This is a genomic window from Streptomyces sp. 4F14, from assembly GCF_048159485.1.
Lineage (GTDB): Bacteria > Actinomycetota > Actinomycetes > Streptomycetales > Streptomycetaceae > Streptomyces.
Genome location: NZ_JBLRVY010000025.1, coordinates 14,138 through 38,766, shown reverse-complemented (window position 1 = coordinate 38,766; position 24,629 = coordinate 14,138). Strand labels below are relative to the sequence as shown.

Sequence of the window (24,629 nt, the reverse complement as noted above, 5' to 3'; positions counted from 1 at the left end):
TGCGTGGCGCGGTGCTCCAGGGCCGCCGTCGGCGGCCCTGCCGCGTCGGATCGTTCGCCCGTAGGCCGTGCATCGCCCGTCGCCCCCCTCACAAGTCCGTGAACGTCCATCCCCGGCGCCGAATGTGCGTGGCGCAGCCCCTGTCCGGGACGATACACCAGTCTCGTCACTCAGGGACATAGTCCCTCTACGCTCCGTGACGACCAGCGACTATGCCGGTACACCCCGCGTCCGGAGGACTGCGGAGGGTACCTGAATCCGATTACACGCCTGCCGCGCCCGTCGTCAGGATCACGTTCCGCAGAGGTTCGCGGTTCACATATCGCACCAACTGGTCCACCAGCAGACGCTTGGCCCTCGGCAGGAAAGCGCTGCTCGGACCGCCGACGTGCGGACTGATCAGGACTCCCGGCGCGCTCCACAGCGGATGTCCGGCGGGCAGCGGCTCGGGATCCGTGACGTCCAGCGCGGCCGTCAGCCGCCCCGACTCCAGCTCCGCGAGCAGCGCCTTGGTGTCCACGACCGCCCCACGCGCCACATTGACCAACAGTGCGCCGTCCTTCATGCGGGCGAGAAACGGCTCATTGACGAGCCTGCGAGTGCTCTGCGTGAGCGGCGTCACCACTATCACGACATCCGCGACCGGAAGCAGTTCCGGCAGCTCCTCGATGGAATGCACCGGTCCGCGCTCCGTCGTGCGCCCGGCGCGCGCGACCCGCACCACCCGCGCGACCTCGAACGGAACGAGCCGGTCCTCGATCGCCGCGCCGATCGCGCCGTAACCGAGGATCAGGACCGTGCGGTCGGCGAGCGCCGGGTGGAAGCCGCCCTGCCACTCCTGGCGGTCCTGCGCGCGCACGAAGCCCGGGATGCCGCGCAGGGAGGCGAGCGTGAGCGTGAGGGCGAGTTCGGCGGTGCTCGTCTCGTGCACCCCGCGCGCGTTGCACAGGTTCACGCCGGGCGGCAGGCCGTCGAGGTGCGGGACGACGTCGTCCACCCCCGCCGTGAGGGTCTGCACCAGGCGCACGCCGGTCATCCCCGCGAGCGGGCCGACCCGGACCTCCTGCGCCTTCATGTACGGGACGACGTAGACGCCGCAGCGCGCGGGGTCGCCGGGATAGGGCTGGGTGCCGTCGGGACCGCCGTCCCAGAACAGGTAGTTGAGGCCCTCCGGGAGACCCTCGATCTCCTCCGGCGGGATGGAGAGCCAGACGTCTTGAACGCTGTGACGTGCGGTGTCGTCAGTCATGGGCAGGAGGTTATGTCAGGCGCGTGCGCGCGCAGAGGTTAGGTTTGAGGGTCAGGACTGAGGGAGGGTCACGGGCAGGTGGAGCGCAGGACGATCGGCGCCGGCGCGCTCTCGGCGGGGGCCGTCGGACTCGGGTGCATGCCGATGAGCTGGGGGTACAGCGGGTCGCGGCGGCGCGGTGACGAGTCCGCGCGGGCGGTGCACCGGGCGCTGGACCTGGGGGTTTCCTTATTGGACACCGCCGACATGTACGGGCCGTTCACCAACGAGCTGCTCGTGGGGCGGGCGGTGAAGGAGCGGCGCGGTGAGGCGTTCGTCTCCACGAAGGTGGGGCTGCTGGCCGGGGACCAGCACATCGTCGCCAACGGCCGTCCCGGGTACGTCCGTCGCGCCTGCGACGCGTCCCTGCGCAGGCTCCAGACCGACGTCATCGACCTCTACCAGCTCCACCGCGCCGACCCCGAGATACCCGTCGAGGAGACGTGGGGCGCGATGGCCGACCTCGTCCGGGCGGGCAAGGTGCGGGCGCTCGGGCTGTGCGCGCTCGGCGCGCGCGGGGGACGCCGGTCCACCGCACACCTCCACGAACCGACCCTCCGTCAGTTGACGCGCGTCCAGCAGGTGTTCCCCGTCGCCGCCGTCCAGGCCGAACTGTCCGTCTGGTCCCCCGAGGCGCTCACCTCGCTCCTCCCGTGGTGCGCCTCCCGGAACATCACCTTCCTCGCCGCGATGCCCCTCGGCAACGGCTACCTCACCGGCACCCTCACCCCGGGCCAGGGCTTCGAACCCGACGACATGCGCGCCCACCACCCCCGGTTCACCGCCGAGATGATGGCCGCCAACCAGCCGATCCTCTCCGGCCTGCGCCGCGTCGCCGCCCGCCACGAGGCGACCGTCGCCCAGATCGCGCTCGCCTGGGTACTGACCCAGGGGAAACAGGTGATCGCCCTTCCGGGGGCCAAGCAGGAACGTTGGGTCACCGAGAACGCGGGGGCGACGGGGATACGGCTGACCGCGGAGGACCTGGCGGAGGTGGCCGCGCTGCCCCGGGCGCTGGGGTCGTGGGACTGAGGCGGGTGGAGCGGGAACTTGTGGGGCGTGCGGCACGTATGACAGGCAGAGGTCGGCGGGTGGAAGGGACCGGGTTCGTGGGACGTCGAGGTGTGGTGGCCGGGGTCGCGGCGGGCGTGCTGCTGTTGGGGGCCGGGTGTTCTTCCGGGGACTCCGGGGAGCCCGAGGGGGCGCCGTCCGGTGGGGCTTCATCGGCCGCGGGGAGTCCCTCTCCGCAGGGGGAGGCCGTGCCGCCGCCCGCGAAGGGGTCCGTGCGGGTCGTGCGGACCGTCGCCGAGGGGCTGAAGTCGCCCTGGGGGGTCGCCGCGATCCCCGGCGGGGGACTGCTGGTCGGGTCCCGGGACGAAGGGACGGTCACGCTCGTGGAGGGCGGGGCCAGGACCGAGGTGGGCGAGGTGCCCGGGGTGTCGGCCGACGGGGAAGGGGGGCTGCTCGGGCTCGCGCTGTCACCGCAGTTCGCCTCCGACCGGATGGTGTACGCGTACTTCACCTCCGAGTCCGACAACCGCATCGTCCGGATGCGGTACGACGACCAGCGGCCCGCGGGGCAGCAGCTGGGCGCTCCCGACACGGTGTTCAGGGGTATCCCCAAGGGGCGTATCCACAACGGCGGGCGGATCGCGTTCGGCCCCGACGGGATGCTGTACGCGGGCACGGGCGAATCCGGCGACACCGGGCTCTCCCAGGACCTCGGCTCCCTCGGCGGGAAGATCCTCCGCCTCACCCCCGAGGGCGAGCCCGCGCCGGGCAACCCCTTCCCCGACTCCCCCGTCTACTCCTACGGCCACCGCAACGTCCAGGGCCTCGCCTGGGACTCCCGGCAGCGGCTCTTCGCCGCCGAGTTCGGGCAGAACACGTGGGACGAGCTGAACGCGATCGCCCCCGGCGGCAACTACGGCTGGCCCGACGCGGAGGGCAGGTCCACCGACCCGAAGTACCGCAACCCCCTCGCCCAGTGGTCCACCGCCGACGCCTCCCCCAGCGGCATCGCCTACGCCGAGGGCTCCCTCTGGATGGCCGGGCTCCGCGGCCAGCGCCTGTGGCGGATCCCGCTGAACGGCACTGAGGCTTCCGCCGAACCGCAGGCGTTCCTGGAGGAGAAGTACGGGCGGCTGCGGACCGTGCTGTCCGCCGGGGGCGACAAACTCTGGGTGACGACGAGCAACACGGACGGCCGGGGCGTGGTCAGGAACGGCGACGACCGGATCCTGGAACTACAGGTGAGCTGAACGGCGTGTGACCTGGGGAGCCGCTTCCGCCACCGGCCGGTCACGCGCTGAGCGCCGGTCGCCCCTGAGCGCGACCCGGCCGTCAGCCCGTGCCCGAGCTGTCCTCCGGACCGTCCTCGGCCGGTGCGTCCGCCGACGGCTCCCCCGCCTTCGGCATCCGCACGGTGACCTTCCCCGACGACAGGTCTATCGGCCCCCGCCCCGGATCCCCGTCCCCGACGTCCTCCCGCGTCAGCTCCAGCCGGTTCTGCTCGTCCTGGGTGTGCTTGCGGCCCGGGGAGAAGAGTTCCTCGAAGGCGTTGAACATCGTGATTCCTCCGGGCCGCGTCGGGACGGTCGTCTATTCGTCGAGCAGTGACTTGTCGAGAATCGCCACGGAAACCAGGATCAGGAACGCCCTGTGCACCATGTAATCGACAGCGAGGCCGGGCGCGACGGAGACAACCCGGATGTCCTCACCGCTGACGGCCTGCGAGACCGGGGTGAAGGGGTCCTCAGCCAGTTTGAGAAGTCCGCGTTCCAGGAGTTTGCGACGGTCTTCGGGAAGGGCATCACGCTGCGCTGCGGCTTGCTCGGTGAACTGGATCTGGTACAACACAGCTCCCTCCAGGGCTCATGGTTGCTCTCATTCTCCCGCACCCGCCCCCACTCCGTCTCGCCCGGGGGCAGGCACGGTCAGCCCGCCCCCACCGGGAACAGGCCCAGGCGGTGGGCCAGCGCCGCCGCCTCTCCTCTGCTCGACACCGACAGCTTCGCCAGGATGTTGGAGACGTGGACGCTGGCGGTCTTCGGGGAGATGAAGAGGTGCTCGGCGATCTGGCGGTTGGTGTGGCCCTCGGCGACGAGGCGCAGGACGTCGTGCTCGCGGGTGGTGAGGCCGAGGGAGTCGGTGGGGGTGGGGGGCGCGGTGAGGCGGGCGCGGCGGGAGAGGTGGGCGGCGGATTCGAGGAGGGGGCCGGCCTTGAGGTGCTCGGCGACGGCCTTGACCAGGCGCAGGAGCTCCGCCGCCCGGGCCCGGTCCTCGTCCCCGCCGGAGACGGCCAGCGTCTCGGCGAGGCGGTGGCGCACGCGCGCCAGGTCGTAGGGCCGCTCCAGGCACTCGAAGGCGGTGACGACGTCGGACCACTCGTCGACGGTGTCGCACCCCTGCGCCCGGTGGAGTTCCGCGCGCACCCACAGGTCGTACGCCCGCCAGATCGGCGCGGGCGTGGCGAGTTGCAGCGCCGTCTCCCGGATGCGGGACACGTGCGCGGCGGAGGCCTCCCTGGCGTCCGCCTCGGCGCTCGCGGCGGCCAGCAGCAGCGGCCAGGCGTCCCGGTGGACGTGCGGGGCGAGCCCCTCGTCGAGGACGGCCGTCAGTTCCGTACGGGCGTCGTCGATCCGGCCCTCGGCGGCGGCGAGGGTGAGGGCGAGGGTCGCGTGGGGCAGGGCGTACTGGGGCATCCGGTCGCGCTGGTCGAACATGGCCCGGCCCTCGGCTAGGTAGCGGGCCGCGTCGGTGAACCGGCCACGCGCGAGGGCGAGGGCGGTGAGGAAGTAGAAGCCCGAGCCGCGGGGTTTCGTGGCCTGGGCGGCGTACCGCGCGGTGAAGGCCGCTTCGGCGGCCTCGTCCCACCGGCCGAGGGAGATCAGGGATTCCGCGAGGTTGGCCCAGATCCAGGGTTCGTTGTTGCGCAGCCCCCACTCCTTGACGATCCGCAGCCCTTCGCGCAGGAGGGTCACGGACTCGGCGGAGCGGCCGACGCTCTCCAGCGCGGACGGCAGGTTGACGTGGGCGCGGCCGATCCCGGAGAAGATGCGGCGGGCCACGACCTGCCGGGTGACCTCGCGCATCTCGGCGAGCCCGGTCTCGATGTCCCCGGCGCCGACCATCAGCCCGCCGAGGTCCAGGCGGGCGTGGAGTTCGATCTCCTCGGCGCCGACCATGCGCGCGTACTCGACGGCCCGCTGGGCGGCGCTGATCGCCTCGGGCCCGGGTTCGTGGAGCATGTACCAGCCCGCGGCGGAGGCCAGCACCTCGGCGTGGACGGTGGACGGCGGGAGCCCGCGGACCAGGTCCTGGGCGGTGGACAGCTCCTGCCAGCCGTCGCCGCGCCCGAGCGCGGGGAGCAGTTTGGAGCGCTGGACCCAGAACCAGGCGGCGCGCAGCGGGTCGGGGTCGTCGTCCAGGAGCCGCAGGGCCCGCCGGGTGATCTTCAGGGCCCGTTCCCGCTCGCCGGAGAGGCGGCCCACGACGGCGGCCTCGGCCATGAGGTCGAGGTACCTGAGCGGGGTCGTCTCCGGGTCGCAGCCGCACGGAGGGTACGCCTCCGCGTAGTCGAGGGGCCGCAGCCGCGCGAGGACCTCCGCGGGGGCCGCGTCCCACAGCTCCATCGCCCGCTCCAGGAGCCGCAGTTGCTCGCTGTAGGCGTGCCGGGACCGGGCCTCGACGGCCGCGTCCAGGACGGCGGGCAGGGCCTTCGCCGGGTCGTGGGCGTGGTACCAGTAGCTGGCCAGCCGGGTGGCCCGCTGGTCGGCGGGGACCAGCCCGGGATCGGCCTCCAGCGCCTGCGCGTACCGCCGGTTGAGCCGCGACCGCTCGCCGGGCAGGAGGTCGTCGCCGACGGCCTCGCGGACGAGGGCGTGCCGGAAGCGGTAGCCGTCGCCCCCGGGCGCGGCGATCAGGATGTTCGCCCCGACGGCCGCCCGCAGCGCTTCGATGAGGTCGTCCTCGCAGAGCCCGGCGACGGCCGCGAGCAGCGGGTGCTCGACGGTCGAGCCCCCTTCGGCGGTGATCCGCGTGACGCGCTGCGCGTGGTCGGGCAGCGCCTCCACGCGGACGAGGAGCAGGTCGCGCAGGGAGTCCGTGAGCCCGGCGCAGCAGTCGTCGGAGCAGGCCACGGCGAGTTCCTCGACGAAGAACGCGTTCCCGTCGGACCGCTCGAAGATCTCGTCGACCTGTGCGGGGTCGGGTTCGGCGGCGAGGATGCCGGCGATCTGCCGGCCGACCTCCTCGCGCGTGAAGCGGGCGAGTTCGATGCGGCGGACGGTCCGCAGGCGGTCGAACTCGGCGAGGAGGGGGCGCAGGGGGTGGCGGCGGTGGATGTCGTCGCTGCGGTAGGTGGCGAGGACGAGCAGCCGGCCCGTACGCACCGTACGGAACAGGTACGACAGGAGGTGGCGGGTGGAGGTGTCCGCCCAGTGCAGGTCCTCGATGACGACGACGACCGTACGCCCGTCGGCGACGCGCTCCAGGAGTCGCGCGGTGAGTTCGAAGAGGCGGGCGGTGCCCTCCTCGTCGTGCCGCCCGCGCGCGGTCTCGCCGAGTTCGGGCAGTAGCCGGGTCAGCTCCTCCTCCTGGCCGGCGGCAGCGGCGGCGAGTTCCTCGGGCAGGGCCCGGCGCAGGGCGCGCAGGGCAGTGGAGAAGGGTGCGAACGGCAGCCCGTCGGCGCCGATCTCGACGCATCCGCCGACCGCGACGACGGCCCCCTGCCGCTCGGCGGCGGCCCCGAACTCCTCGACGAGCCGCGTCTTCCCGACCCCCGCCTCGCCTCCGACGACCAGCGTCTGCGGCTCCCCCCGCGCCGCGCGCGCGAGCGCGTCGTCCAGCGCGCCGAGCTCATCCGCTCGACCCACGAACACGGGACTGACCGACCTCATCTCCACGCTGCCGAGCATCGCACAAGGGTCTGACAACGCCCCAGCGGTTATCGCGAGCGCGGGTACGCCGGAGGGGCGGCCGACCCCCGTACGGCCGCCCCTGTCCGCCGTGTTCACGCCGCCCGTGTGAACCGGTGCCGTTGGAGCTGCTTGGTATCGGAGGTCTTCTCGGCGTCCTTGCGCGCGCGTGCGGCCTCGTTGACCAGCCGCTCGTGGTCCGCGCGGCGGATGAGTTCGGCGGAGCGGAGCTGGTGGGACTCGAACTGGAACATCTGGACTCCCGTGTCTCGATGGTGTGTCTCGGTGGTGGTTCCACCTTCGTTCCCGAGGGGGGTCGGGCACATCGGGAGAGTTCCGCATCTTCGCCGGGGGCGGGGGCCTTAGAAACATGAGAAGGGTCCTTAGGGACCGCCGTAAGTACCTACGGCGGTCCCTGAGGACCCTCGGGGCAGGCTCTGGTCAGGTCGCCGACGGCAGGCCGAGGATCGCGTCGCTGTACTTGAGCACGGCGAGCAGGAGGCCGATGACGCCGAGCGCGACGCCGCCCCAGGCGATGGACTTGATCCACGCGGGCTGCTGCCGGTCGGGGCTGCCGAAGGCGGGGCGGACCAGGACGACGACGGCGGTCACGAGGGCGGTCAGGGCGAAGAGGCCCGCCCACATCGCGCTGGTCTTCCAGGCGTCGCCGTACACCTCCTTGACCTGCGTGGCGACGCTCGCCGAGGACGAGGTCTGGAGCTGGCCCACGAGCGTCTCGCGCGCGGCCGCGACCGTGCCGAGCCAACTGCCGCTCAGCGAGACGAAGCCGAGGGCGGCGGAGACGACGGCGGCGGCGCCCTGGCCGACGTACGAGGGCTCCTTCGGGGCCTGTTCCTCGCCCTCCGCGAGGAGTTCGTCGTCGTCCTCCTGGAGGGAGTCCTCCTCGGTGACGCTCTCCTCGGTGACGTCCTGCTCCGCGACGTCGTTCCCGGAGCTCTTGGTCAGCTCCACCTCGGAGATCTCCCCGGCGCTGTCTTCAGTCTTCGTAGCCATACCGCGCACCGTACGGACGCTGTCTGAGAGGTTCCTTAACGATCGCTGTGCGCGGTACGCCACTCCGTCGCGAGCAGCGACCAGATCTCGATGTCGTGCCGCTCGCCCCTGTGGAGGTGGCTCTCGCGCAGGACGCCGTCGCGCCGCATGCCGAGGCGGCGGGCGACGTTGAGGCTGGGGGTGTTGCCGGAGGCGGCGTACCACTCGACGCGGTGCATGCCGCGTACGTCGACGGCCCAGTCGATCAGGACGTGCATGGCGCGGGTGACGAGGCCCTTGCCGACGGCGGCGGGCTCCAGCCAGCAGCCGACCTCGCAGACGCCGGTGGCCGCGTCGAACGTACGGAACAGGACGCCGCCGACGAGCGTGCCGTCGTACCAGATGCCGTGCAGCGAGCCGGAGTCCTCGGTGCGTTTGTCGGCGTAGCGCTTGAGGAGCGCGCGCGTGGAGTCGACGTCGGTCTCGCGGGAGCCGAAGCCGATGAACCGACCGATGTGGTCACGGCCCCGGTCGAACATCGCGAGGAGTTCCTCGGCGTGCCACGTCTCCAGGGGCCGCAGCTCGGCCCCGTCGTCCCCCAGGGACACCCCGTACATACCGCTGCCTCTCGCGTAGGTCCGCCGTCGGACGACCTTCTCACGGCCCCCGGATCCGGCGGCGGGCTACCCCTCGCCGGGTTACAGGGGGGTAACAACTCCCGTCCCTGCAACAACTATTCGAGCGCCCGCGACTCCAACACCCGTAGGAACCGCACAGTCCTTCCACAGGGGGAACGTTGCCCATCCGTCAGGTGAACAGGCCCGACCGGCCGCCGCGGCTCGCACTCGTCGACGGGCTGCGCCTAGCGGCGGCGCTCGCGGTCGCCTGTTTCCACTACTTCGGCCAGAACTTCCCGAGCATATGGGGGGAGGCGCCCAGAGAGTTCGCGTTCACCGTGCACCGCGCCTCGATGTACGGCTGGCTCGGGGTCGAGATGTTCTTCCTGATCAGCGGGTTCGTGATCTGTATGAGCGCGTGGGGGCGCACGCCGGGCGAGTTCGCGGTCTCGCGGCTCTCGCGGCTCTTCCCCGCGTACTGGGCGGTGATCGTGCTGCTCGTCACCCGTCTCGCGGTGTTCCCCCAGAAGTCCGACAACCTTCCGGAGGACCTGCACCCGCGGACGGTGCTCTCCAACCTGACGATGTTCCCGGGCCCGTTGGACGTCGATCTGCTCGCCGGGGTGGCCTGGACGCTCGATCTGGAGGCGCGTTTCTATCTGCTGATGGCGGTCGTGCTGAAGTTCGGCGCGACCTACGAGCGGCTGCTCGGCTTCTGCACGGTCTGGCTGGTCGCCGCGTACGTCACGCACTCCACCCAGAACAAACTGCTCGACCAGTTCGTCCTGAGCGGCTACGCGGGGCTGTTCGTCGCCGGGATCGCGCTCTACCTGATGTTCCGCTTCGGGCAGAACCTGATGCTCTGGACCCTGCTGGGGATGGCGTGGGCGTACCAGCTCAGCGTGCTCCAGATACGCGTCAACTGGCACCTGGCCGGGCCCGGCAGCACCAACACCGTCTCCTGGAGCCTGTGCGCGCTGCTGCTGACGGCGTTCCTCGGCGTTCTCATGCTGGCCACCATCGGCCCACTGCGGGACGTGAACTGGCGCTGGCTGGTGACGGCCGGGGCGCTGACCTACCCGTTCTACCTGGTCCACATGAGCCTCGGCTTCCCGCTCGCCAAGGGCCTCACCCGGCACGTCCCCGCCCTCGGCCACTGGGGGAACATGGCCGTCGTGACGACCGCGATGCTGCTCCTGTCGTACGGCATCTGGCGGTGGGTGGAGCTCCCGATGGGACGGTGGATGCGCAGGGGGCTCGCCCGTGGGCTCGCGGCGGCGCGCGCGCCGAAGGAGCCGGTGGCCGAGGGAACGCCGGCTGAGGGAACGCCGGCCGAGGAGACGGTTCGGGTCCCCGTCAGTGTGCCTGGTCCCCGAACGCCATCACCATGACGCCCAGGACCAGCAGCCACAGAGCGCGCCGGGTGTGCCCCCGGGATCCGAGGAACGCGGCGAACGCGCAGATCGCGGCGCCCGTGGCGAACGCGGCCGGGACCAGGGCCGAGGAGCTGCCGCCGATCCGCATGAGGGCGGCGGCGAGACCGGCGAGGGCGAGCAGGACGCCGGTGCCGGTGGCCGTCCAGCGGGCCCGGCGGGCGTCGTCGACGGGGTCCATGTCGTCGTCCTCCGCGTCCCCGGCGGCGGCGTTGTTCATGGGGTGGGTCGTCGTCACGTCGTCGGTCTCGTCCCGGGTGTCGGTCCTCATGGCGCGGGAGCGTAGCGCGCCGGCCTGAGAGGGCTTTCGTGAACGCTCTCGTGAGCGCTCCCGGTGAGGAGTACGGTCCTGATCCCCCGTATCACTCAACGCCTCCCCCCTCAGGCCCAGGCCCTGTCGCCAGACTCAAGGAGCCCGCACAGCATGACCGAGACCGCGTCGGTGTCGTCGACCGTCGACCTCAGCCACCCCCACCGCCCCCGCAGCAACCACTACGACCCGAGCTGGGTCGTGGAGAACCAGATGGGCGCCCACCCCCTGTGGCTCCTGGAGTGGCTCGCGCCCGCCCTCGGGCTGGACACGCTGCGCCCCGGCGCACGGGTCCTGGACCTGGGCTGCGGGCGCGCGTTGACCTCGGTGTTCCTCGCCCGTGAGTACGACCTCCAGGTGACCGCCGTCGATCCGCTGATCGCCCCCGACGACAACGCCCGGCGCATCGCCGACGCCGGGTTCGCGGACCGGGTGCAGGCGGTGCGCGCCGGTGCGCGCGAACTGCCGTTCAGCGAGGGGAGTTTCGACGCGATCGTGTCCGTGGACGCGTTCCAGGAATTCGGCGCCGATGACCTCTATCTGCCCACACTGACGCGGCTGTTGAAGCCGGGCGGGCGGATCGGGGTGGTCGTACCGGCGCTGCGGGAGGAGCTGCCGGGGGCCGAGCCGCCCGCGCATCTCGCCGCCGACTGGCGTCCCGCGTACTGGGCCTACCACTCGGCCGCGTGGTGGCGGCGGAACTGGGAGCGGACCGGGGCGGTCGTGGTGGAGGGCGCCGAGTGGCAGGAGGAGGGGTGGCGGGACTGGCTGCGGTGGAGCGAGGTGTTCGCGGCGACGTGTGAACGGGCGCGGGAGACCGCCGAGTTGCTCCGGGTGGACGAGGGGCGGGCGCTCGGGTTCGTGCGGGTGGTGGGGCGGCGCCGGTAAACCCGTAAAGGGGGAAGGGGGTTGACGTTGTCGCTCGTCAACCCCCTTCGGGACTTCAGGACTTCGGGATCAGCCCTCCGTCACACCCAACTGCTCCAGGATCAGTTCCTTGACGCGTGCCGCGTCCGCCTGGCCCCGCGTCGCCTTCATGACCGCGCCCACCAGCGCACCCGCCGCGGCGACCTTGCCGCCGCGGATCTTGTCGGCGATGCCGGGGTTGCCCGCGATGGCGTCCTCGACGGCCTTGTTGAGCGCGCCGTCGTCGGAGACGACCTTCAGGCCCCGCTTGTCGACGACCTCGTCCGGGGTGCCTTCGCCCGCGAGGACGCCCTCGATGACCTGCCGGGCCAACTTGTCGTTCAGGTCACCCTTGGCGACGAGTTCGGAGACCCGGGCGACCTGGACCGGCGTGATCGCCAACTCGTCCAGGGCGGTCTGGGACTCGTTGGCGCTGCGGGCCAGCTCGCCCATCCACCACTTGCGGGCGGAGGCCGCGTCGGCGCCGGCGTCGATCGTCGCGACGATCGGGTCGAGGGCGCCGGCGTTGAGGATGGCCTGCATCTCGGTGCCGGTGATGCCCCACTCGGCGAGCAGCCGGTTGCGTCGGGCGAGCGGCAACTCCGGGAGTCCCGTACGGATTTCCTCGACCCATGCGCGCGAGGGCGCGACGGGGACGAGGTCGGGCTCCGGGAAGTACCGGTAGTCCTCGGCCTCTTCCTTGACGCGGCCCGAGGTCGTGGACCCCGTGTCCTCGTGGAAGTGGCGGGTCTCCTGGATGATCGTGCCGCCGGCGTTCAGGACCGCCGCGTGCCGCATGATCTCGAAGCGGGCGGCGCGCTCGACGGACCGCAGCGAGTTGACGTTCTTCGTCTCGCTGCGGGTGCCGAACTTCTCCCGGCCGTGGGGGCGCAGCGACAGGTTGACGTCGCAGCGCATCTGGCCCATCTCCATGCGGGCCTCGGAGACGCCGAGCGCCTTGATCAGCTCGCGCAGCTCACGGACGTACGCGCGGGCGACCTCGGGGGCGCGCTCGCCGGCGCCCTCGATCGGCTTGGTGACGATCTCGATGAGGGGGATGCCGGCGCGGTTGTAGTCGAGCAGGGAGTGGGACGCGCCGTGGATCCGGCCGGTGGCGCCGCCGACGTGCGTCGACTTGCCGGTGTCCTCCTCCATGTGCGCGCGCTCGATCTGCACGCGGAAGGTCTCGCCGTCCTCCAGCTGGACGTCCAGATAGCCGTTGAAGGCGATCGGCTCGTCGTACTGGGAGGTCTGGAAGTTCTTCGGCATGTCCGGATAGAAGTAGTTCTTCCGGGCGAAGCGGCACCACTCGGCGATCTCGCAGTTCAGCGCGAGGCCGATCTTGATCGCGGACTCGACGCCGGTCGCGTTGACGACCGGGAGCGCGCCGGGCAGGCCGAGGCAGACCGGGCAGGTCTGGGTGTTCGCCTCCTGCCCGAGGGCGGTCGAACAGCCGCAGAACATCTTGGTCTTGGTGCCGAGTTCGACATGGACCTCAAGGCCCATGACGGGGTCGTACGACGCGAGAGCGTCCTCGTACGACACCAGGTCGGTCGTGGTGGTCACGGTGAAAACTTCCCTCTCAGCCCAGCAGGACGTCGTCGTCGCCCAGCCGCTTCAGCTCGCGGTACAGGATGGCGAGGCCGGTGACGATCGCGACCGCGGAGACGGTGGCGTCGATCAGGCGCAGGGTGTCCTGCTCGGCGCGGGCCTTCTTGATCTGCTTGGCGACACCGAACGCGCCGAACGCGGTGGTGGCGATGGACACGTACGTACCGGACTTGGACTTCTTGAAGCCCTTGGCCTTCGACAGTGCGTTGCTCACAGCGACGGAGCCTCCTCCAGGAGCGGGTGACCCCACCTTTCCACGAAGGCGGCCTCTACGGCGGCCCCGACCTTGTAAAGACGGTCGTCCTTCAGGGCGGGGGCGATGATCTGGAGGCCCACCGGGAGGCCGTCCTCCGGCGCGAGGCCGCACGGCAGTGACATCGCCGCGTTGCCCGCGAGGTTGGTCGGGATCGTGCACAGGTCGGCCAGGTACATCGCCATCGGGTCGTCGGCGCGCTCGCCGATCGCGAAGGCCGTCGTCGGCGTCGTCGGGGACACGATGACGTCCACCTGCTCGAACACCTTCTCGAAGTCCCGCGTGATGAGCGTGCGGACCTTCTGGGCGCTGCCGTAATAGGCGTCGTAATAACCGCTGCTCAGCGCGTACGTGCCGAGGATGATCCGGCGCTTGACCTCCGGGCCGAAGCCGTCGGCGCGGGTGATCGAGGTGACCTCCTCCGCCGAGTGCGTGCCGTCGTCGCCGGTCCGCCGGCCGTAGCGCAGGCCGTCGAAGCGGGCCAGGTTGCTGGAGCACTCGGAGGGCGCGATCAGGTAGTACGCCGACAGCGCCAGGTCGAAGCTCGGGCAGTCCAGCTCGACGATCTCGGCGCCCAGCTCCTTCAGGAGCGTCACCGACTCGTCGAAGCGCTGGAGGACGCCCGCCTGGTAGCCCTCGCCGCGGAACTGCTTGACCACGCCGACGCGCATGCCCTCGACGCTGCCGTTGCGGGCCGCCTCGACGACCGCCGGGACCGGGGCGTCGATCGACGTCGAGTCCAGCGGGTCATGGCCGGCGATCACCTCGTGCAGCAGCGCCGCGTCGAGCACCGTACGCGCGCACGGGCCGCCCTGGTCGAGGCTGCTGGAGAACGCGACCATGCCGTAGCGGGAGACCGCTCCGTACGTCGGCTTCACGCCGACCGTGCCGGTGACGGCGGCGGGCTGGCGGATCGAGCCGCCGGTGTCCGTGCCGATCGCGAGGGGGGCCATGTGGGCGGCGAGCGCGGCACTCGACCCACCACCTGAACCGCCGGGGATCTTGGTCAGGTCCCAGGGGTTGCCGGTGGGGCCGTACGCGCTGTTCTCCGTGCTCGACCCCATGGCGAACTCGTCCATGTTGGTCTTGCCGAGGATGACGACGTCGGCGGCCTTCAGCCGCTTCGTGAGCGTCGCGTCGTACGGCGGGATCCACCCCTCAAGGATCTTCGACCCGACGGTCGTGGGGATCCCCTCGGTGGTGAAGATGTCCTTCAGCGCGAGCGGGACACCGGCCAAGGGGCCGAGCTTCTCGCCCCTCGCCCGCTTCTCGTCGACCGCGCGCGCCTGCTTCAGCGCGCCCTCGCGGTCGACGTGCAGGAAGGCGTGCACCTTCTCGTCGACCGCCTCGATCCGCGCGAGGTGTGCCTCGGTGACCTGTACGGCGGTGAGCTCGCCGGACGCGATCTTCTCGGCCGTCTCAGCGGCCGTGAGCTTGATGATGTCCGTCACTGTTTAGTCCTCCCCCAGGATCTGCGGCACCTTGAAACGCTGCTGCTCCTGGGCCGGGGCGCCCGAGAGCGCCTGCACGGGGGTGAGCGAGGGACGGACCTCGTCCGCCCGCATGACGTTCGTCAGCGGCAGCGGGTGCGAGGTCGGGGGTACGTCCTGATCGGCGACCTCACTGACGCGGGCCACCGCGCCGATGATGTCGTCCAGCTGTCCCGCGAAGTGATCCAGCTCTTCGCTCTCCAGCTCCAGACGCGCCAGCCGGGCGAGGTGGGCGACCTCCTCGCGCGTAATGCCAGGCATGCAGCGTTCCTCTGGGGTGAGTGTGTGTGGTTTGAGGCCAATCCTAGGGGGCGGGGGTGGGTGGACGGTAAACGGTTTGGGGGCGAGGGGCCGAGGGGGTGGGTCGGGGGTGCCGGAAACGGGTGGGGGTCCGGGGTCCGCGTCGATACCGTGGCCGTATGTGTTTCTACTCCTCGGTCTTCTACAAGCCGCACTACGCGTGCGTCTCCTGCCGCGTCAGCTTCAAGCGGCACATCGAGGCCGGGGCGGAGAATCCGTGTCCCAACTGTGCGCGGCCCTTGGTCTGTGCGGGGTTCGACTTCGCCGCGCCGCCCCGGCGGGACGTTCGGGCCTGGTCCGTGGTGGCCGCCGTGCTGGGGGAAGGGCTGCGGTACGACGGGCGGTCGGGGTGCGGGTGCGGGAAGGAGCCGAAGTATCGGCCCCGTACGCGGGCCGAGCTGCGGGCGCGGCGCGCTGTCGCCGTACGGGAGGGAGTTCCCCTGCGCGAGGCCCTCTCCCGGCCCGATCCCCTCACGCCGGTCGGCTGAGGCTCACGCCGGTTCCCACAGCTCGATGCGGTTGCCCTCGGGGTCGGTGACCCAGCCGAACTTTCCTACGCCGTCCATCTGCTGGGTCTCCTCCGCCACGTCCGCTCCCTTCTCGCGGAGCTGCGTGAGCATCGCGTCCAGGTCGCGGACCCGGAAGTTCAGCATCGTCCGCTGGTTCCCGGTTCCGAAGTACTCCGTGTCGGTCTCGAACGCCGCGAACACCGTGGGGCCGGCCTCCTGATGCCACAGGCCGTTGTCGCCGGTGTCCAGGCCCAGGCAGTCGCGGTACCAGGTGTGGAGGGCTGCGGGGTCGTTGGCGCGGATGAAGTAGCCGCCGATTCCCAGGATGTGTTCCATGGGGGCATCGTGACAAAAGAACGAGCATTCGGCAGGGCCGAGGGGACGGTGGGGCTCGCGGGGTGGGGAGGCTCGGTGAGGAGCGTGAGGTGGGGGTGGGGGCAGCGGGGGATGCTTGTGGGCTGCGGGGGTGCTCGTGAGGGGCCTTTGAGGGGTGGGGGGTGCTTTGAGGGGTGGGGGTGGGTGTAGTGGATGGGCGCGGCAGCGTCTGCTCAGGGACGGGCGCGGCAGCGCCCACTCAGGGGCGCGGGGCTGCATCGATTTGCGGCTACCGCCGCGCGGGCGCGACCAGCCACAACGAAACCGGTCACCGTGAGACGGCGTGGCGGGGCAGGACGTACGAGAAGCAGCGAACCCGCAGCCGCCGACGGCGAAAGCGCCCCACGGGAGACGTCCGCCTCTTGAGGTGCTGGAAACGGGTGGGCGGGTGGGTTACTCGGCGGCTGGGAGTGCGGCTCGCGGACGTTGCCAGCCGCGCGCACCTCGCGCTCGTAGCCACGCCGTCGTCTCCTCCGGCGGCATCGCCGCGGCCACCAGCCAACCCTGGACGGCGTCGCAGCCCAGGTCGCGGAGGCGTTCCCAGGTCTCGTCGTCCTCGACGCCCTCGGCGACGACCAACAGGCCCAGGGAGTGGGCGAGGTCGACGGTGCAGCGGACGATCTCCGCGTCCTGGGTGTCGACGGCGAGCCGGGCGACGAAGGAGCGGTCGATCTTCAGTTCGCTGACGGGGAGGCGGCGGAGGTGGACCAAGGACGAGTAGCCGGTGCCGAAGTCGTCGAGGGACATCTTCACGCCGTGGCCGGTGAGCCCGTTGAGCGTGTCGGCGGCACGCTGGGGGTCCTCCAGCAACACGTGCTCGGTGATTTCGAGTTGGAGCGCTCCCGCGGGGACCCCGTGCCGGGCGAGGCGTGCCGCGACGGACCCGGCGAAACCAGGGGTGTGGACGTCACGCGGCGAGACATTGACGGCGACCGGCACATGCAAACCCTGTGCGCGCCACCGCGCGACCTGTGCGAGGGCCGTCTCCAGCACGTACTCCGTGAGGTGGGGCATCAGCCCGGACGACTCGGCGATGGCGATGAACTCGTCCGGCGGCACCTTGCCGCGCTCGGGGTGGACCCACCGCACGAGCGCCTCAAGTCCCGCGACCTGCCCGTCGAACCGCACCTTGGGCTGGTAGTGCAACTGCACCTCGTGCGCGTCGAGGGCCCGCCGCAGGTCCCCCAACAGCCCGAGCCGGTCGGGGGTGTTGGAGTCCCGCTTGGACTCGTAGACCTCGACTCCCGTACGGTCCCGCTTCGCCTGGTACATCGCGACGTCGGCCCGCCGTAGCATCCCTTCCGCGTCGACGGCGTGATCGGGGAACACGGCGACTCCGGCGCTGGCCTCCAGCACGAGGGTCAGCCCGTCGAGGTCGAGCGGCGAACTCAGCGTCGTGACAAGGGATCGAGCCACCCGCGTCGCGGACGTCGTGGAGTCGGCGACCGGCAGCAGCACCGCGAACTCGTCCCCGCCGAGCCGCGCGACCTCGGCCCCGCGGGGCAGCGCCTCCTTGAGCCGGTCCGCTATCTGCAACAGGAGCCGGTCGCCCGCGAGATGCCCGAGCGTGTCGTTGACGGACCGGAACCGGTCGAGGTCGATGAGCATCAACGCGGCCCGCGCGCCGATGCGTTCGGCGTCGTCCAGCGCGGTCCAGATCCGCTCCAGGAGCCACTGCCGGTTGGGCAGCCCGGTCAGGGGGTCGCGGAGCTGTTCCTCGGCACGCAGGCGGGCGATCCACAGGGTGGAGTCGAGCGCGATGAGCGGGATGGAGAACAGGGGCAGCAGCGCGGGCTGCGCGTCGGCGACGACGCAGACGAGGGGCGCGATCCCGAGGAGCGCGACGGCGACGAGGAACTGCCGTACGAGGGCGGTGCGGGCGACCGTGGGCACGCCGCCGTGGGAGGGCCCCTGGAGGAACCAGAGCAGGACGCGGGTGACGGCGAGGTACGCGACGGCGACGAGGACGATCTGCGGCGCGGTGTAGACGGTCCAGGTCTCGGGGTCCCAGGGCTTCTCGACGGACGGCACGCGCCCGCACACCGCGAGGACCAGCGCGCCCGCCCCGATACCGAGGATGTCGACGGCGCCGTGCAGAATCCCCTGCCGCCACCGATGCCGCCGCGCGACGCCGACGAGTACGACGACGGTGAGGCTGACGAGCCCGGCGGGCACCCAGCCGTAGAGCAGCAGGACGGCGAGGGTGAGCGCGGCCCCGGACCCCGTACCGCCCCACCAGCGGGCGCGTCCGAGCATGACGAGGTGTCCGACGACGACGCCGGTGAGGAGCGCGAGGGACCAGCCGAGGGTGCCGGAGGGGAACAGGGCGTGTCCGCCGGTGAAGGCCCGGTAGAACCCGGCGCCGAGCGCGAACGCGGCGGCCGCGACGACGGCCGCGGGCAGGGCGGGCAGCTTCTGCCGTCCGCTCCCGTCGTCCGGCGCGGGGGCGCCCGGGAGGGGCACCGCGCCTTCGGCTACCGGCAGCGCCACCAGGGCCTCGTCGGCCGTGCGGCCGGCCCACAGACCGCGCGGGCTGATCCCGGCCGTCCGGCGCGGGCGCGGCCGGGAGTCCGGTACGGCGCTCTCGGTCGGTTTCATTCCCGTCCCTCTCACAGCCGGCGGTGCCCACGCCGTGCGGCGCACACCCGGGACTGCTCCGGGCGGCGCCGCGTGGGAAAACTCTGGTCCCCGGTTCTGACAAGCCGGGGATGCTCCGACCGCAACTGGGCACGGCAGGCGCACAACTCAACAGTAGGCCGATCAGGGCGTGTCCGGGCAGCGGTCGGCGACGGTTGCCCGAATGCGCACCGGCCACCCGTATCGCTCCGAAATGCGCCGAACGGGTGGCCTTTCACGGCTACTCCTCGACCGGAAGAGCGGCATCCGCCGCTGCCTCGGGACCTTGCTCCAGGAGGACCGCGAAGCCTTCCTCGTTCAGGACCGGCACCTTGAGCTGCATCGCCTTGTCGTACTTGGACCCGGGATTGTCGCCTACGACGACGAAGGACGTCTTCTTCGAAACCGAGCCGGTGACCTTTGCTCCTCTCGTCTGAAGCGCTTCCTTCGCCCCGTCTCTGGTGTGGTGCTCCAGCGTGCCGGTGACGACGACGGTCATGCCCTCCAGCGGGCGCGGGCCCTCGTCCTCACCGGAGTGCTCGTCCTCCATGCGCACGCCCGCCGCGCGCCACTTGCGCAGGATCTCCTGGTGCCAGTCCTCGGCGAACCACTCCTTCAGCGAGGCCGCGATGATCCCGCCGACGCCGTCCGTCCCGGCGAGTTCCTCCTCGGTGGCCTGCTCGATGCGCTCGATGGACCGGAACTCGCGCGCGAGCGCCTCGGCGGCGACCGGCCCCACGTGCCGGATCGACAGTCCGGTCAGTACGCGCGCCAGCGGGCGTTCCTTCGCCGCCGCGATGTTCTCCAGCATCGCGACCGCGTTCTTCTTCGCCTCGCCCTGCTGGTTGGCGAAGACGGTGGCGATCTTCTCCTCGCCGGTCTTGGGGTCGCGCTTGGGCAGGCCGCTGTCCTGGTCGAGGACGTACGCCTTGATGGGCAGGAGCTGTTCGATGGTGAGGTCGAAGAGGTCGCCCTCGTCGAGCAGGGGCGGGGTGTCGGGCTCCAGGGGCTTGGTGAGGGCGGCGGCCGCGACGTACCCGAAGTGTTCGATGTCGAGGGACTTGCGGCCCGCGAGGTAGAACAGGCGCTCGCGCAACTGGGCGGGGCAGCTACGGGCGTTGGGGCAGCGCAGGTCGACGTCGGCCTCCTTCATGGGCCGCAGCGGCGTACCGCACTCGGGGCACTCGGCGGGCATCACGAACTCCCGCTCGGTGCCGTCCCGCAGGTCCACCACCGGCCCGAGGATCTCCGGAATGACGTCCCCGGCCTTGCGCAGCACGACCGTGTCCCCGATGAGGACGCCCTTCGCCTTGACGACGTCCTGGTTGTGCAGGGTCGCGAACTCGACCTCGGAGCCGGCGACCGTCACCGGTTCGACCTGCGCGTACGGCGTGACACGGCCCGTACGGCCCACGCCCACGCGGATGTTGATCAGCTTGGTGTTGACCTCCTCCGGCGCGTACTTGTACGCGATGGCCCAGCGCGGCGCGCGCGAGGTGGAGCCCAGGCGGCCCTGGAGGGGGATCTCGTCGAGCTTGACGACGACGCCGTCGATCTCGTGCTCGACGGAGTGGCGGTTGTCGCCGTAGTGCTTGATGAACTGCCGTACGCCGTCGAGGTCGTTGACCACCCGGTTGTGCGCGGAGGTCGGCAGGCCCCAGGTGCGCAGCAGGTCGTACGCCTCGGAGAGGCGGGTGAGGCCGTCGTAGCCCTCCAGGGCGCCGATGCCGTGGACGACCATGTGCAGGGGGCGGCTCGCGGTCTTGCGGGGGTCCTTCTGGCGGAGTGAACCGGCCGCCGCGTTGCGCGGGTTGGCGAAGGGCTTGTCGCCGATCGCGACCAGGTGGGCGTTGAGCTCGGCGAACTTCTCCATCGGGAAGTAGACCTCGCCCCGGATCTCCACGAGGTCGGGGACGCGGTCGCCGGTGAGGCGGTCGGGGATCTCGGCGATCGTGCGGACGTTGGGCGTGATGTCCTCGCCCGTGCGGCCGTCGCCGCGCGTCGCCGCGCGGGTGAGGCGGCCGTGCTCGTACGTCAGGTTGACGGCGAGGCCGTCGACCTTCAGCTCGCACAGGAAGTGGTGGACGGTTGCGCCGACGTCCTTGTGGACGCGCTCGGCCCAGGCGGCGAGTTCGAGGTCGTCGAAGGCGTTGTCGAGGGACAGCATGCGCTGGCGGTGCTCGACGGACGTGAACTCCGTCTCGTACGCGCCCGCGACCTTCTGGGTCGGCGAGTCCGGGGTGCGCAGCTCCGGGTACTCCTCCTCCAGTGCCTCCAGCGTGCGCAGGAGCTTGTCGAACTCCGCGTCGCTGACGACGGGGGCGTCCTTCACGTAGTACCGGAAGCGGTGTTCCTCGATCTGCTCCGCGAGCTGGGCGTGCCGCTCGCGGGCCTCCGTCTGCTTGTCGCCGGCCACCTTTGTCCTCCGTTACTCAGGGTTGTCCGCGAGGGATCTCGCCGCCCGGACGCAGTGGGCGAGCGCGGTGCGGGCGTACGCGGGGGAAGCGCCCGCCAGCCCGCACGCCGGGGTCACCGTCACGGCCTCGGCGAGAAGCGCCGGTGACAGCCCCAGCCTGCGCCACAGCGTCCTGACACCCATGACGCTACCGGCAGGGTCTGACAATGCCGTGTCCGTGCCCGGCACGACACCGGTGAACAGCTTCAGGCCCGCTTCGACGGCCTCGCCGATCGCGTCGTCGTCACGCTCGGTGAGGAGCGAGAAGTCGAAGGAGACGGCGGCGGCTCCGGCCCGGCGCAGCAGGGCGAAGGGGACGTCCGGGGCGCAACTGTGAACGATCCCGTGAGCGTTCACGCCGAGGACGTCCCTCAGGGTCGCCTCGACGAGCTGGCGGTCCACGGCGCGGTGGGTGCGGTAGCCGCTGGCCGTCTTCACGTGTCCGCGCAGGACCGCGGTGAGGGAGGGTTCGTCGAGCTGGAGGACGAGCCGGGCGCCGGGCACACGCCGCTGGACCTCCGCGAGGTGCTCGCGCAGGCCCTCCGCGAGGGAGCCGGCGAGGTCGCGGCAGGCGCCCAGGTCGGACAGCGCGGACTCGCCGTTGCGCAGCTCCAGGGCGGCGGCCAGCGTCCAGGGGCCGACGGCCTGCACCTTCAGCACGCCGTCGTACTCCTGCGTGAACTCCTCCAGGGCGTCCAGGTCCTCGCCCAGCCACGAACGCGCCCGCTTCGTGTCCCGGCCCGGCCTGTCCCCCAGGCGCCAGCCGCTCGGCTCCACGCGCGCGTACAGCTCGACGAGCATCCCCGCCGTACGGCCGATCATGTCGGCGCCCGGCCCGCGCGCGGGGAGTTCCGCGAGGTGGGGGAAGTCCTCGAACGAGCCGGTGACCGTCTTGGCGGCCTCCCTGGCGTCGCCGCCGGGCAGGGAGCCGACGCCGGTGGCGGGGGCGAAGCGAAAGTCTGGGTTCACAGGCGGAAGCCTACGTAGGCGCGCGCGGGGCAAGGCGGGGGTGTCGTCGATCGACGCGGCCGGTGATCGTTTCTGAACGGATCAGCGGCCCGGGCGGACCGTCAGGTCGTTGATCTCCGCGTCCCTCGGGAGGTCGATCGCGGTCAGGATCGCCGTCGCCACGGACTCCGGGTCGATCCAGCGCTGCGGGTCGTACTCCTTGCCCTCCTGCTGGTGCACCTTCGCCTGCATCGGGCTCGCCGTCCGGCCCGGGTAGACCGAGGTGACCCGTACGCCGTTGCCGTGCTCCTCGTGGCGGAGGGAGTCGGCGAGGGCCTTGAGGCCGTGCTTCGAGGCGGCGTACGCGGACCACTCCGCGTGGGCGTTCAGACCGGCGCCGGAGTTGACGAAGACGACGTGGCCCTTCGTCGTGCGGAGTTGGGGGAGGAAGTGGCGGGTCAGCTCCGCCGGGGCGATCAGGTTGACGTTCAGCTGGTGGCGCCAGGTCTTGGGGGTGAGGTCGCCCACCGGGCCGAGGTCCACCACGCCCGCGATGTGCAGGAGCGTGTCCACACGGTCGGGGAGCGACTGGTGGGAGAACGCCCAGCTGAGTTTGTCGGGGTCGGCGAGGTCGCCCACGAGGGTCTGTGCTCCGGGGAACTGAGCGGCGAGTTCCTTCGCCCGTCCGGCGTCCCGGGCGTGGAGTACGAGGTCGTCGCCGCGGGCGTGGAGGCGGCGGGCTACGGCTGCGCCGATGCCGGAACCGGCGCCGGTGATCACGTGTGTTGGCATGCGGGTCATTCTCGCGTTCTCGCGCCGCCGATGAGTTTCGGGTTCCAGTACCGTCTACCCCTCGCTACTGCTCGGAGCGGAAAGAGGCGGTCATGGGTTACATCGACATCGACGGGATCTCCCTGTACGTCGAGGAGCACGGGGGCGGTTCGGGTACGCCGCTGGTCCTTCTGCACGGTGGTCTGGGGTCCGGGGAGATGTTCGCGCCTCTGCTGCCGTCGTTGACCGAGGGGCGGCGGGTGCTGGTCGTCGATCTTCAGGGTCACGGTCGTACGGCCGACGTGGACCGGCCCTTGCGGGCGGAGACGATGGCCGATGACATCGCCGGGCTGCTGCGGGAGCTGGGGATACCTCAGGCGGACGTCCTCGGCTACTCGGTGGGCGCGGACGTCGCCCTCCGAACCGCGATCCAGCATCCCGGGATCGTCCGGCGCCTGGTCGTCGTCTCCACGCCGGTCCGTCGGGACGGGTGGTTCCCCGAGGTGCTGGCCGGCATGGACGCGATGAGCTCCGCCGCTGCCGAGCCCATGAAGCAGTCGCCGGTGTACGAGATGTACGCCCGGCTCGCGCCCCGGGTCGAGGACTGGCCCGTCCTCGTGGGGAAGGTGGCCGAGCTGAAGAAGGTGCCGTACGACTGGACCGCGGACGTGGAGGGCATCTCGGCGCCGGTGCTGCTGGTGTTCGGCGACGCGGATGCCGTGCGGCCGGCTCATATGGTCGAGTTCTACGGGTTGTTGGGCGGGGGTTTGAAGGACGCGGGGTGGGACGGGTCCGGGCAGGTGGAGTCCCGGTTGGCTGTGCTGCCGGGGGTGACGCATTACGACGTGCTGATGTCGCCGTTGTTGGCGGGGGCGGTGGGGGCGTTCTTGGGGTGAGCGCGGTACGGGGGGTGGCGGGGGTCGTCCGGCGGGCGCGGGTCCGTCGTCCGCTCAGCTCCCCGTCAAGTACGCCAGTGCCTCCCCCGGTTCCTTCGCGAAGTGCATCAGGTTCGAGAGTGGGACCGGGAGGAAGCCTTCCGACTCCATGCGGCGGAACTGTTGTTCCAGGCCGTCGTAGAAGCCCGCGGTGTTGAGGAGGACCACCGGCTTGGTCGTGTGGCCGTGCTTCTTCATCTCCAGGATCTCCGTGGCCTCGTCCAGCGTGCCGGTTCCGCCGACCATGATGACCACCGCGTCGGCCTTCTCGATCAGGAGTTTCTTGCGTTCGGCCAGGTCCTTGGCCACGATCATCTCGTCCACGCCGGGGCGGACCTTCGCCACGAGGAATTCCACCGAGACTCCGCAGAGGCGGCCGCCGGACTCCTCGACGCCGTCCGCGACCACCTTCATCAGGCCCGCGTCCGAGCCGCCCCACACCAGGGTGTGGCCGCCTTTGCCCAGGAGCCTCGCGAACTCCCTCGCCGGGAGTGTGTAGCGGTCGTCGAGGTCTGCTGCGGAGAGGAAGACACAGATGCGCATGGCGCCTACCGTACGGGGGATGACCAATGGACATCACATCACTGTCGAACCGTCGTCCGCGCGCGTGCGGGTAGTGCACGGTGAGCATGTACTCGCCGACAGCGAGCGAGCGCTGCTCCTCAAGGAGACGGGGTGTCCGCCCCGTTACTACATCCCCGCCGAGGACGTACGCCTGGACCTGCTGACGCCGTCCGAGACCCACACCGTCTGCCCCTTCAAGGGGACCGCCTCCTACTGGTCCCTCCCCGACGCACCCGACCTCGCGTGGGCCTACCCCGAGCCCTACGACGCCGTCGCGGCGATCAAGGACCACCTCTGTTTCTACGAACCCGACGTGTCCTGACGGAGTCTCACGCGG

The 24,629-nt window shown here is 71.2% G+C and carries 25 protein-coding genes; 7 read left to right on the top strand and 18 right to left on the bottom strand.

From position 1 onward, the window contains the following. Positions 1-262: 262 nt before the first annotated feature. A complete protein-coding gene (locus ACLZOT_RS34765; RefSeq protein WP_416973141.1) occupies positions 263-1,249 on the bottom strand; it encodes a 2-hydroxyacid dehydrogenase in 987 nt (328 codons plus the stop codon). Between the two features lie 78 nt (positions 1,250-1,327). On the opposite strand from ACLZOT_RS34765, the gene ACLZOT_RS34760 reads away from it, so the two are divergent. Both ACLZOT_RS34760 and ACLZOT_RS34755 read left to right on the top strand, forming a co-directional pair. Continuing rightward, complete coding sequence (locus ACLZOT_RS34760) at positions 1,328-2,320, top strand: aldo/keto reductase (protein ID WP_416973140.1); 993 nt, start codon at positions 1,328-1,330, stop codon at positions 2,318-2,320. A gap of 38 nt (positions 2,321-2,358) precedes the next feature. Beyond that, positions 2,359-3,549 carry a PQQ-dependent sugar dehydrogenase gene (locus tag ACLZOT_RS34755; protein ID WP_416973139.1) on the top strand — a complete coding sequence of 397 codons (1,191 nt, stop codon included), beginning with the start codon at positions 2,359-2,361 and terminating at the stop codon, positions 3,547-3,549. 82 nt (positions 3,550-3,631) lie between these two features. Here the strand turns inward: ACLZOT_RS34755 and ACLZOT_RS34750 are convergent, their stop codons facing one another. The 6 genes from ACLZOT_RS34750 to ACLZOT_RS34725 all read right to left on the bottom strand — a co-directional run bounded on the left by ACLZOT_RS34750 (position 3,632) and on the right by ACLZOT_RS34725 (position 8,816). Continuing rightward, on the bottom strand, positions 3,632-3,856 hold the full coding sequence (locus ACLZOT_RS34750) for a DUF6191 domain-containing protein (RefSeq protein ID WP_416973138.1): 225 nt from the start codon (positions 3,854-3,856) through the stop codon (positions 3,632-3,634). A 33-nt stretch (positions 3,857-3,889) separates the two neighbouring features. Then, positions 3,890-4,147 carry a type II toxin-antitoxin system RelE family toxin gene (locus ACLZOT_RS34745; RefSeq protein WP_240001556.1) on the bottom strand — a complete coding sequence of 86 codons (258 nt, stop codon included), beginning with the start codon at positions 4,145-4,147 and terminating at the stop codon, positions 3,890-3,892. 77 nt (positions 4,148-4,224) lie between these two features. Further along, positions 4,225-7,206 carry a helix-turn-helix transcriptional regulator gene (locus ACLZOT_RS34740; RefSeq protein ID WP_416973137.1) on the bottom strand — a complete coding sequence of 994 codons (2,982 nt, stop codon included), beginning with the start codon at positions 7,204-7,206 and terminating at the stop codon, positions 4,225-4,227. Between the two features lie 95 nt (positions 7,207-7,301). After that, positions 7,302-7,460 (bottom strand): hypothetical protein, encoded by a 159-nt coding sequence (locus tag ACLZOT_RS34735; RefSeq protein ID WP_416973136.1) that lies wholly within the window; start codon positions 7,458-7,460, stop codon positions 7,302-7,304. A 187-nt stretch (positions 7,461-7,647) separates the two neighbouring features. Continuing rightward, the gene (locus tag ACLZOT_RS34730) at positions 7,648-8,229 is read right to left on the bottom strand and encodes a hypothetical protein (RefSeq protein WP_416973135.1); all 582 of its coding nucleotides are present in this window, start codon (positions 8,227-8,229) and stop codon (positions 7,648-7,650) included. Between the two features lie 26 nt (positions 8,230-8,255). Then, positions 8,256-8,816, bottom strand: a complete 561-nt coding sequence (locus ACLZOT_RS34725) for a GNAT family N-acetyltransferase (protein ID WP_416973134.1) — start codon at positions 8,814-8,816, stop codon at positions 8,256-8,258. 194 nt (positions 8,817-9,010) lie between these two features. On the opposite strand from ACLZOT_RS34725, the gene ACLZOT_RS34720 reads away from it, so the two are divergent. After that, the gene (locus ACLZOT_RS34720; RefSeq protein WP_416973133.1) at positions 9,011-10,207 is read left to right on the top strand and encodes an acyltransferase family protein; all 1,197 of its coding nucleotides are present in this window, start codon (positions 9,011-9,013) and stop codon (positions 10,205-10,207) included. On the opposite strand, the gene ACLZOT_RS34715 is transcribed toward ACLZOT_RS34720, so the two are convergent. Further along, positions 10,173-10,469 (bottom strand): hypothetical protein, encoded by a 297-nt coding sequence (locus ACLZOT_RS34715; RefSeq protein WP_416973245.1) that lies wholly within the window; start codon positions 10,467-10,469, stop codon positions 10,173-10,175. The genes ACLZOT_RS34720 and ACLZOT_RS34715 overlap by 35 nt on opposite strands. 204 nt (positions 10,470-10,673) lie before the next feature. Here ACLZOT_RS34715 and ACLZOT_RS34710 point away from each other — a divergent pair, with 204 nt between their 5' ends. Continuing rightward, positions 10,674-11,447, top strand: a complete 774-nt coding sequence (locus ACLZOT_RS34710) for a methyltransferase domain-containing protein (protein WP_416973132.1) — start codon at positions 10,674-10,676, stop codon at positions 11,445-11,447. 69 nt (positions 11,448-11,516) lie between these two features. Here ACLZOT_RS34710 and gatB read toward each other — a convergent pair whose 3' ends face one another. Genes gatB through gatC form a run of 4 tightly spaced genes read right to left on the bottom strand, consistent with a single transcriptional unit; the run spans position 11,517 to position 15,080 of the window. Continuing rightward, positions 11,517-13,031 (bottom strand): Asp-tRNA(Asn)/Glu-tRNA(Gln) amidotransferase subunit GatB, encoded by a 1,515-nt coding sequence (gene gatB, locus ACLZOT_RS34705; protein WP_416973131.1) that lies wholly within the window; start codon positions 13,029-13,031, stop codon positions 11,517-11,519. Positions 13,032-13,047: 16 nt separating this feature from the next. Continuing rightward, positions 13,048-13,290 carry a hypothetical protein gene (locus ACLZOT_RS34700; RefSeq protein ID WP_010356884.1) on the bottom strand — a complete coding sequence of 81 codons (243 nt, stop codon included), beginning with the start codon at positions 13,288-13,290 and terminating at the stop codon, positions 13,048-13,050. Next, a complete protein-coding gene (gatA, locus tag ACLZOT_RS34695; RefSeq protein ID WP_416973130.1) occupies positions 13,287-14,780 on the bottom strand; it encodes an Asp-tRNA(Asn)/Glu-tRNA(Gln) amidotransferase subunit GatA in 1,494 nt (497 codons plus the stop codon). Before gatA ends, ACLZOT_RS34700 begins: the two co-directional genes overlap by 4 nt. Positions 14,781-14,783: 3 nt before the next feature. Beyond that, positions 14,784-15,080, bottom strand: a complete 297-nt coding sequence (gene gatC / locus ACLZOT_RS34690; RefSeq protein ID WP_010356882.1) for an Asp-tRNA(Asn)/Glu-tRNA(Gln) amidotransferase subunit GatC — start codon at positions 15,078-15,080, stop codon at positions 14,784-14,786. 158 nt (positions 15,081-15,238) lie between these two features. On the opposite strand from gatC, the gene ACLZOT_RS34685 reads away from it, so the two are divergent. Further along, entirely contained in the window at positions 15,239-15,607 is a 369-nt protein-coding gene (locus ACLZOT_RS34685) for a hypothetical protein (RefSeq protein ID WP_416973129.1), read from the top strand. Positions 15,608-15,610: 3 nt separating this feature from the next. Here the strand turns inward: ACLZOT_RS34685 and ACLZOT_RS34680 are convergent, their stop codons facing one another. The 5 genes from ACLZOT_RS34680 to ACLZOT_RS34660 form a co-directional block, all read right to left on the bottom strand. Continuing rightward, positions 15,611-15,964 carry a VOC family protein gene (locus tag ACLZOT_RS34680; RefSeq protein ID WP_416973128.1) on the bottom strand — a complete coding sequence of 118 codons (354 nt, stop codon included), beginning with the start codon at positions 15,962-15,964 and terminating at the stop codon, positions 15,611-15,613. A gap of 432 nt (positions 15,965-16,396) precedes the next feature. Continuing rightward, positions 16,397-18,601, bottom strand: coding sequence for a putative bifunctional diguanylate cyclase/phosphodiesterase (locus ACLZOT_RS34675; protein ID WP_416973127.1), 2,205 nt, complete (start codon positions 18,599-18,601; stop codon positions 16,397-16,399). Positions 18,602-18,860: 259 nt separating this feature from the next. After that, positions 18,861-21,035: an NAD-dependent DNA ligase LigA gene (ligA, locus tag ACLZOT_RS34670; RefSeq protein WP_416973126.1), complete on the bottom strand. Its 2,175-nt coding sequence runs from the start codon at positions 21,033-21,035 to the stop codon at positions 18,861-18,863. Positions 21,036-21,047: 12 nt separating this feature from the next. Continuing rightward, on the bottom strand, positions 21,048-22,043 hold the full coding sequence (locus ACLZOT_RS34665) for a methionine synthase (RefSeq protein WP_416973125.1): 996 nt from the start codon (positions 22,041-22,043) through the stop codon (positions 21,048-21,050). Between the two features lie 81 nt (positions 22,044-22,124). Then, positions 22,125-22,823 carry an SDR family oxidoreductase gene (locus tag ACLZOT_RS34660; RefSeq protein WP_416973124.1) on the bottom strand — a complete coding sequence of 233 codons (699 nt, stop codon included), beginning with the start codon at positions 22,821-22,823 and terminating at the stop codon, positions 22,125-22,127. Positions 22,824-22,906: 83 nt separating this feature from the next. Between ACLZOT_RS34660 and ACLZOT_RS34655 the strand changes: the two genes are divergently transcribed. After that, entirely contained in the window at positions 22,907-23,689 is a 783-nt protein-coding gene (locus tag ACLZOT_RS34655; RefSeq protein ID WP_416973123.1) for an alpha/beta fold hydrolase, read from the top strand. 54 nt (positions 23,690-23,743) lie between these two features. Here the strand turns inward: ACLZOT_RS34655 and ACLZOT_RS34650 are convergent, their stop codons facing one another. Further along, the gene (locus ACLZOT_RS34650) at positions 23,744-24,271 is read right to left on the bottom strand and encodes a TIGR00730 family Rossman fold protein (protein ID WP_416973122.1); all 528 of its coding nucleotides are present in this window, start codon (positions 24,269-24,271) and stop codon (positions 23,744-23,746) included. 19 nt (positions 24,272-24,290) lie between these two features. Here ACLZOT_RS34650 and ACLZOT_RS34645 point away from each other — a divergent pair, with 19 nt between their 5' ends. Then, positions 24,291-24,614 (top strand): DUF427 domain-containing protein, encoded by a 324-nt coding sequence (locus tag ACLZOT_RS34645; protein ID WP_416973121.1) that lies wholly within the window; start codon positions 24,291-24,293, stop codon positions 24,612-24,614. Positions 24,615-24,629 lie beyond the last annotated feature (15 nt).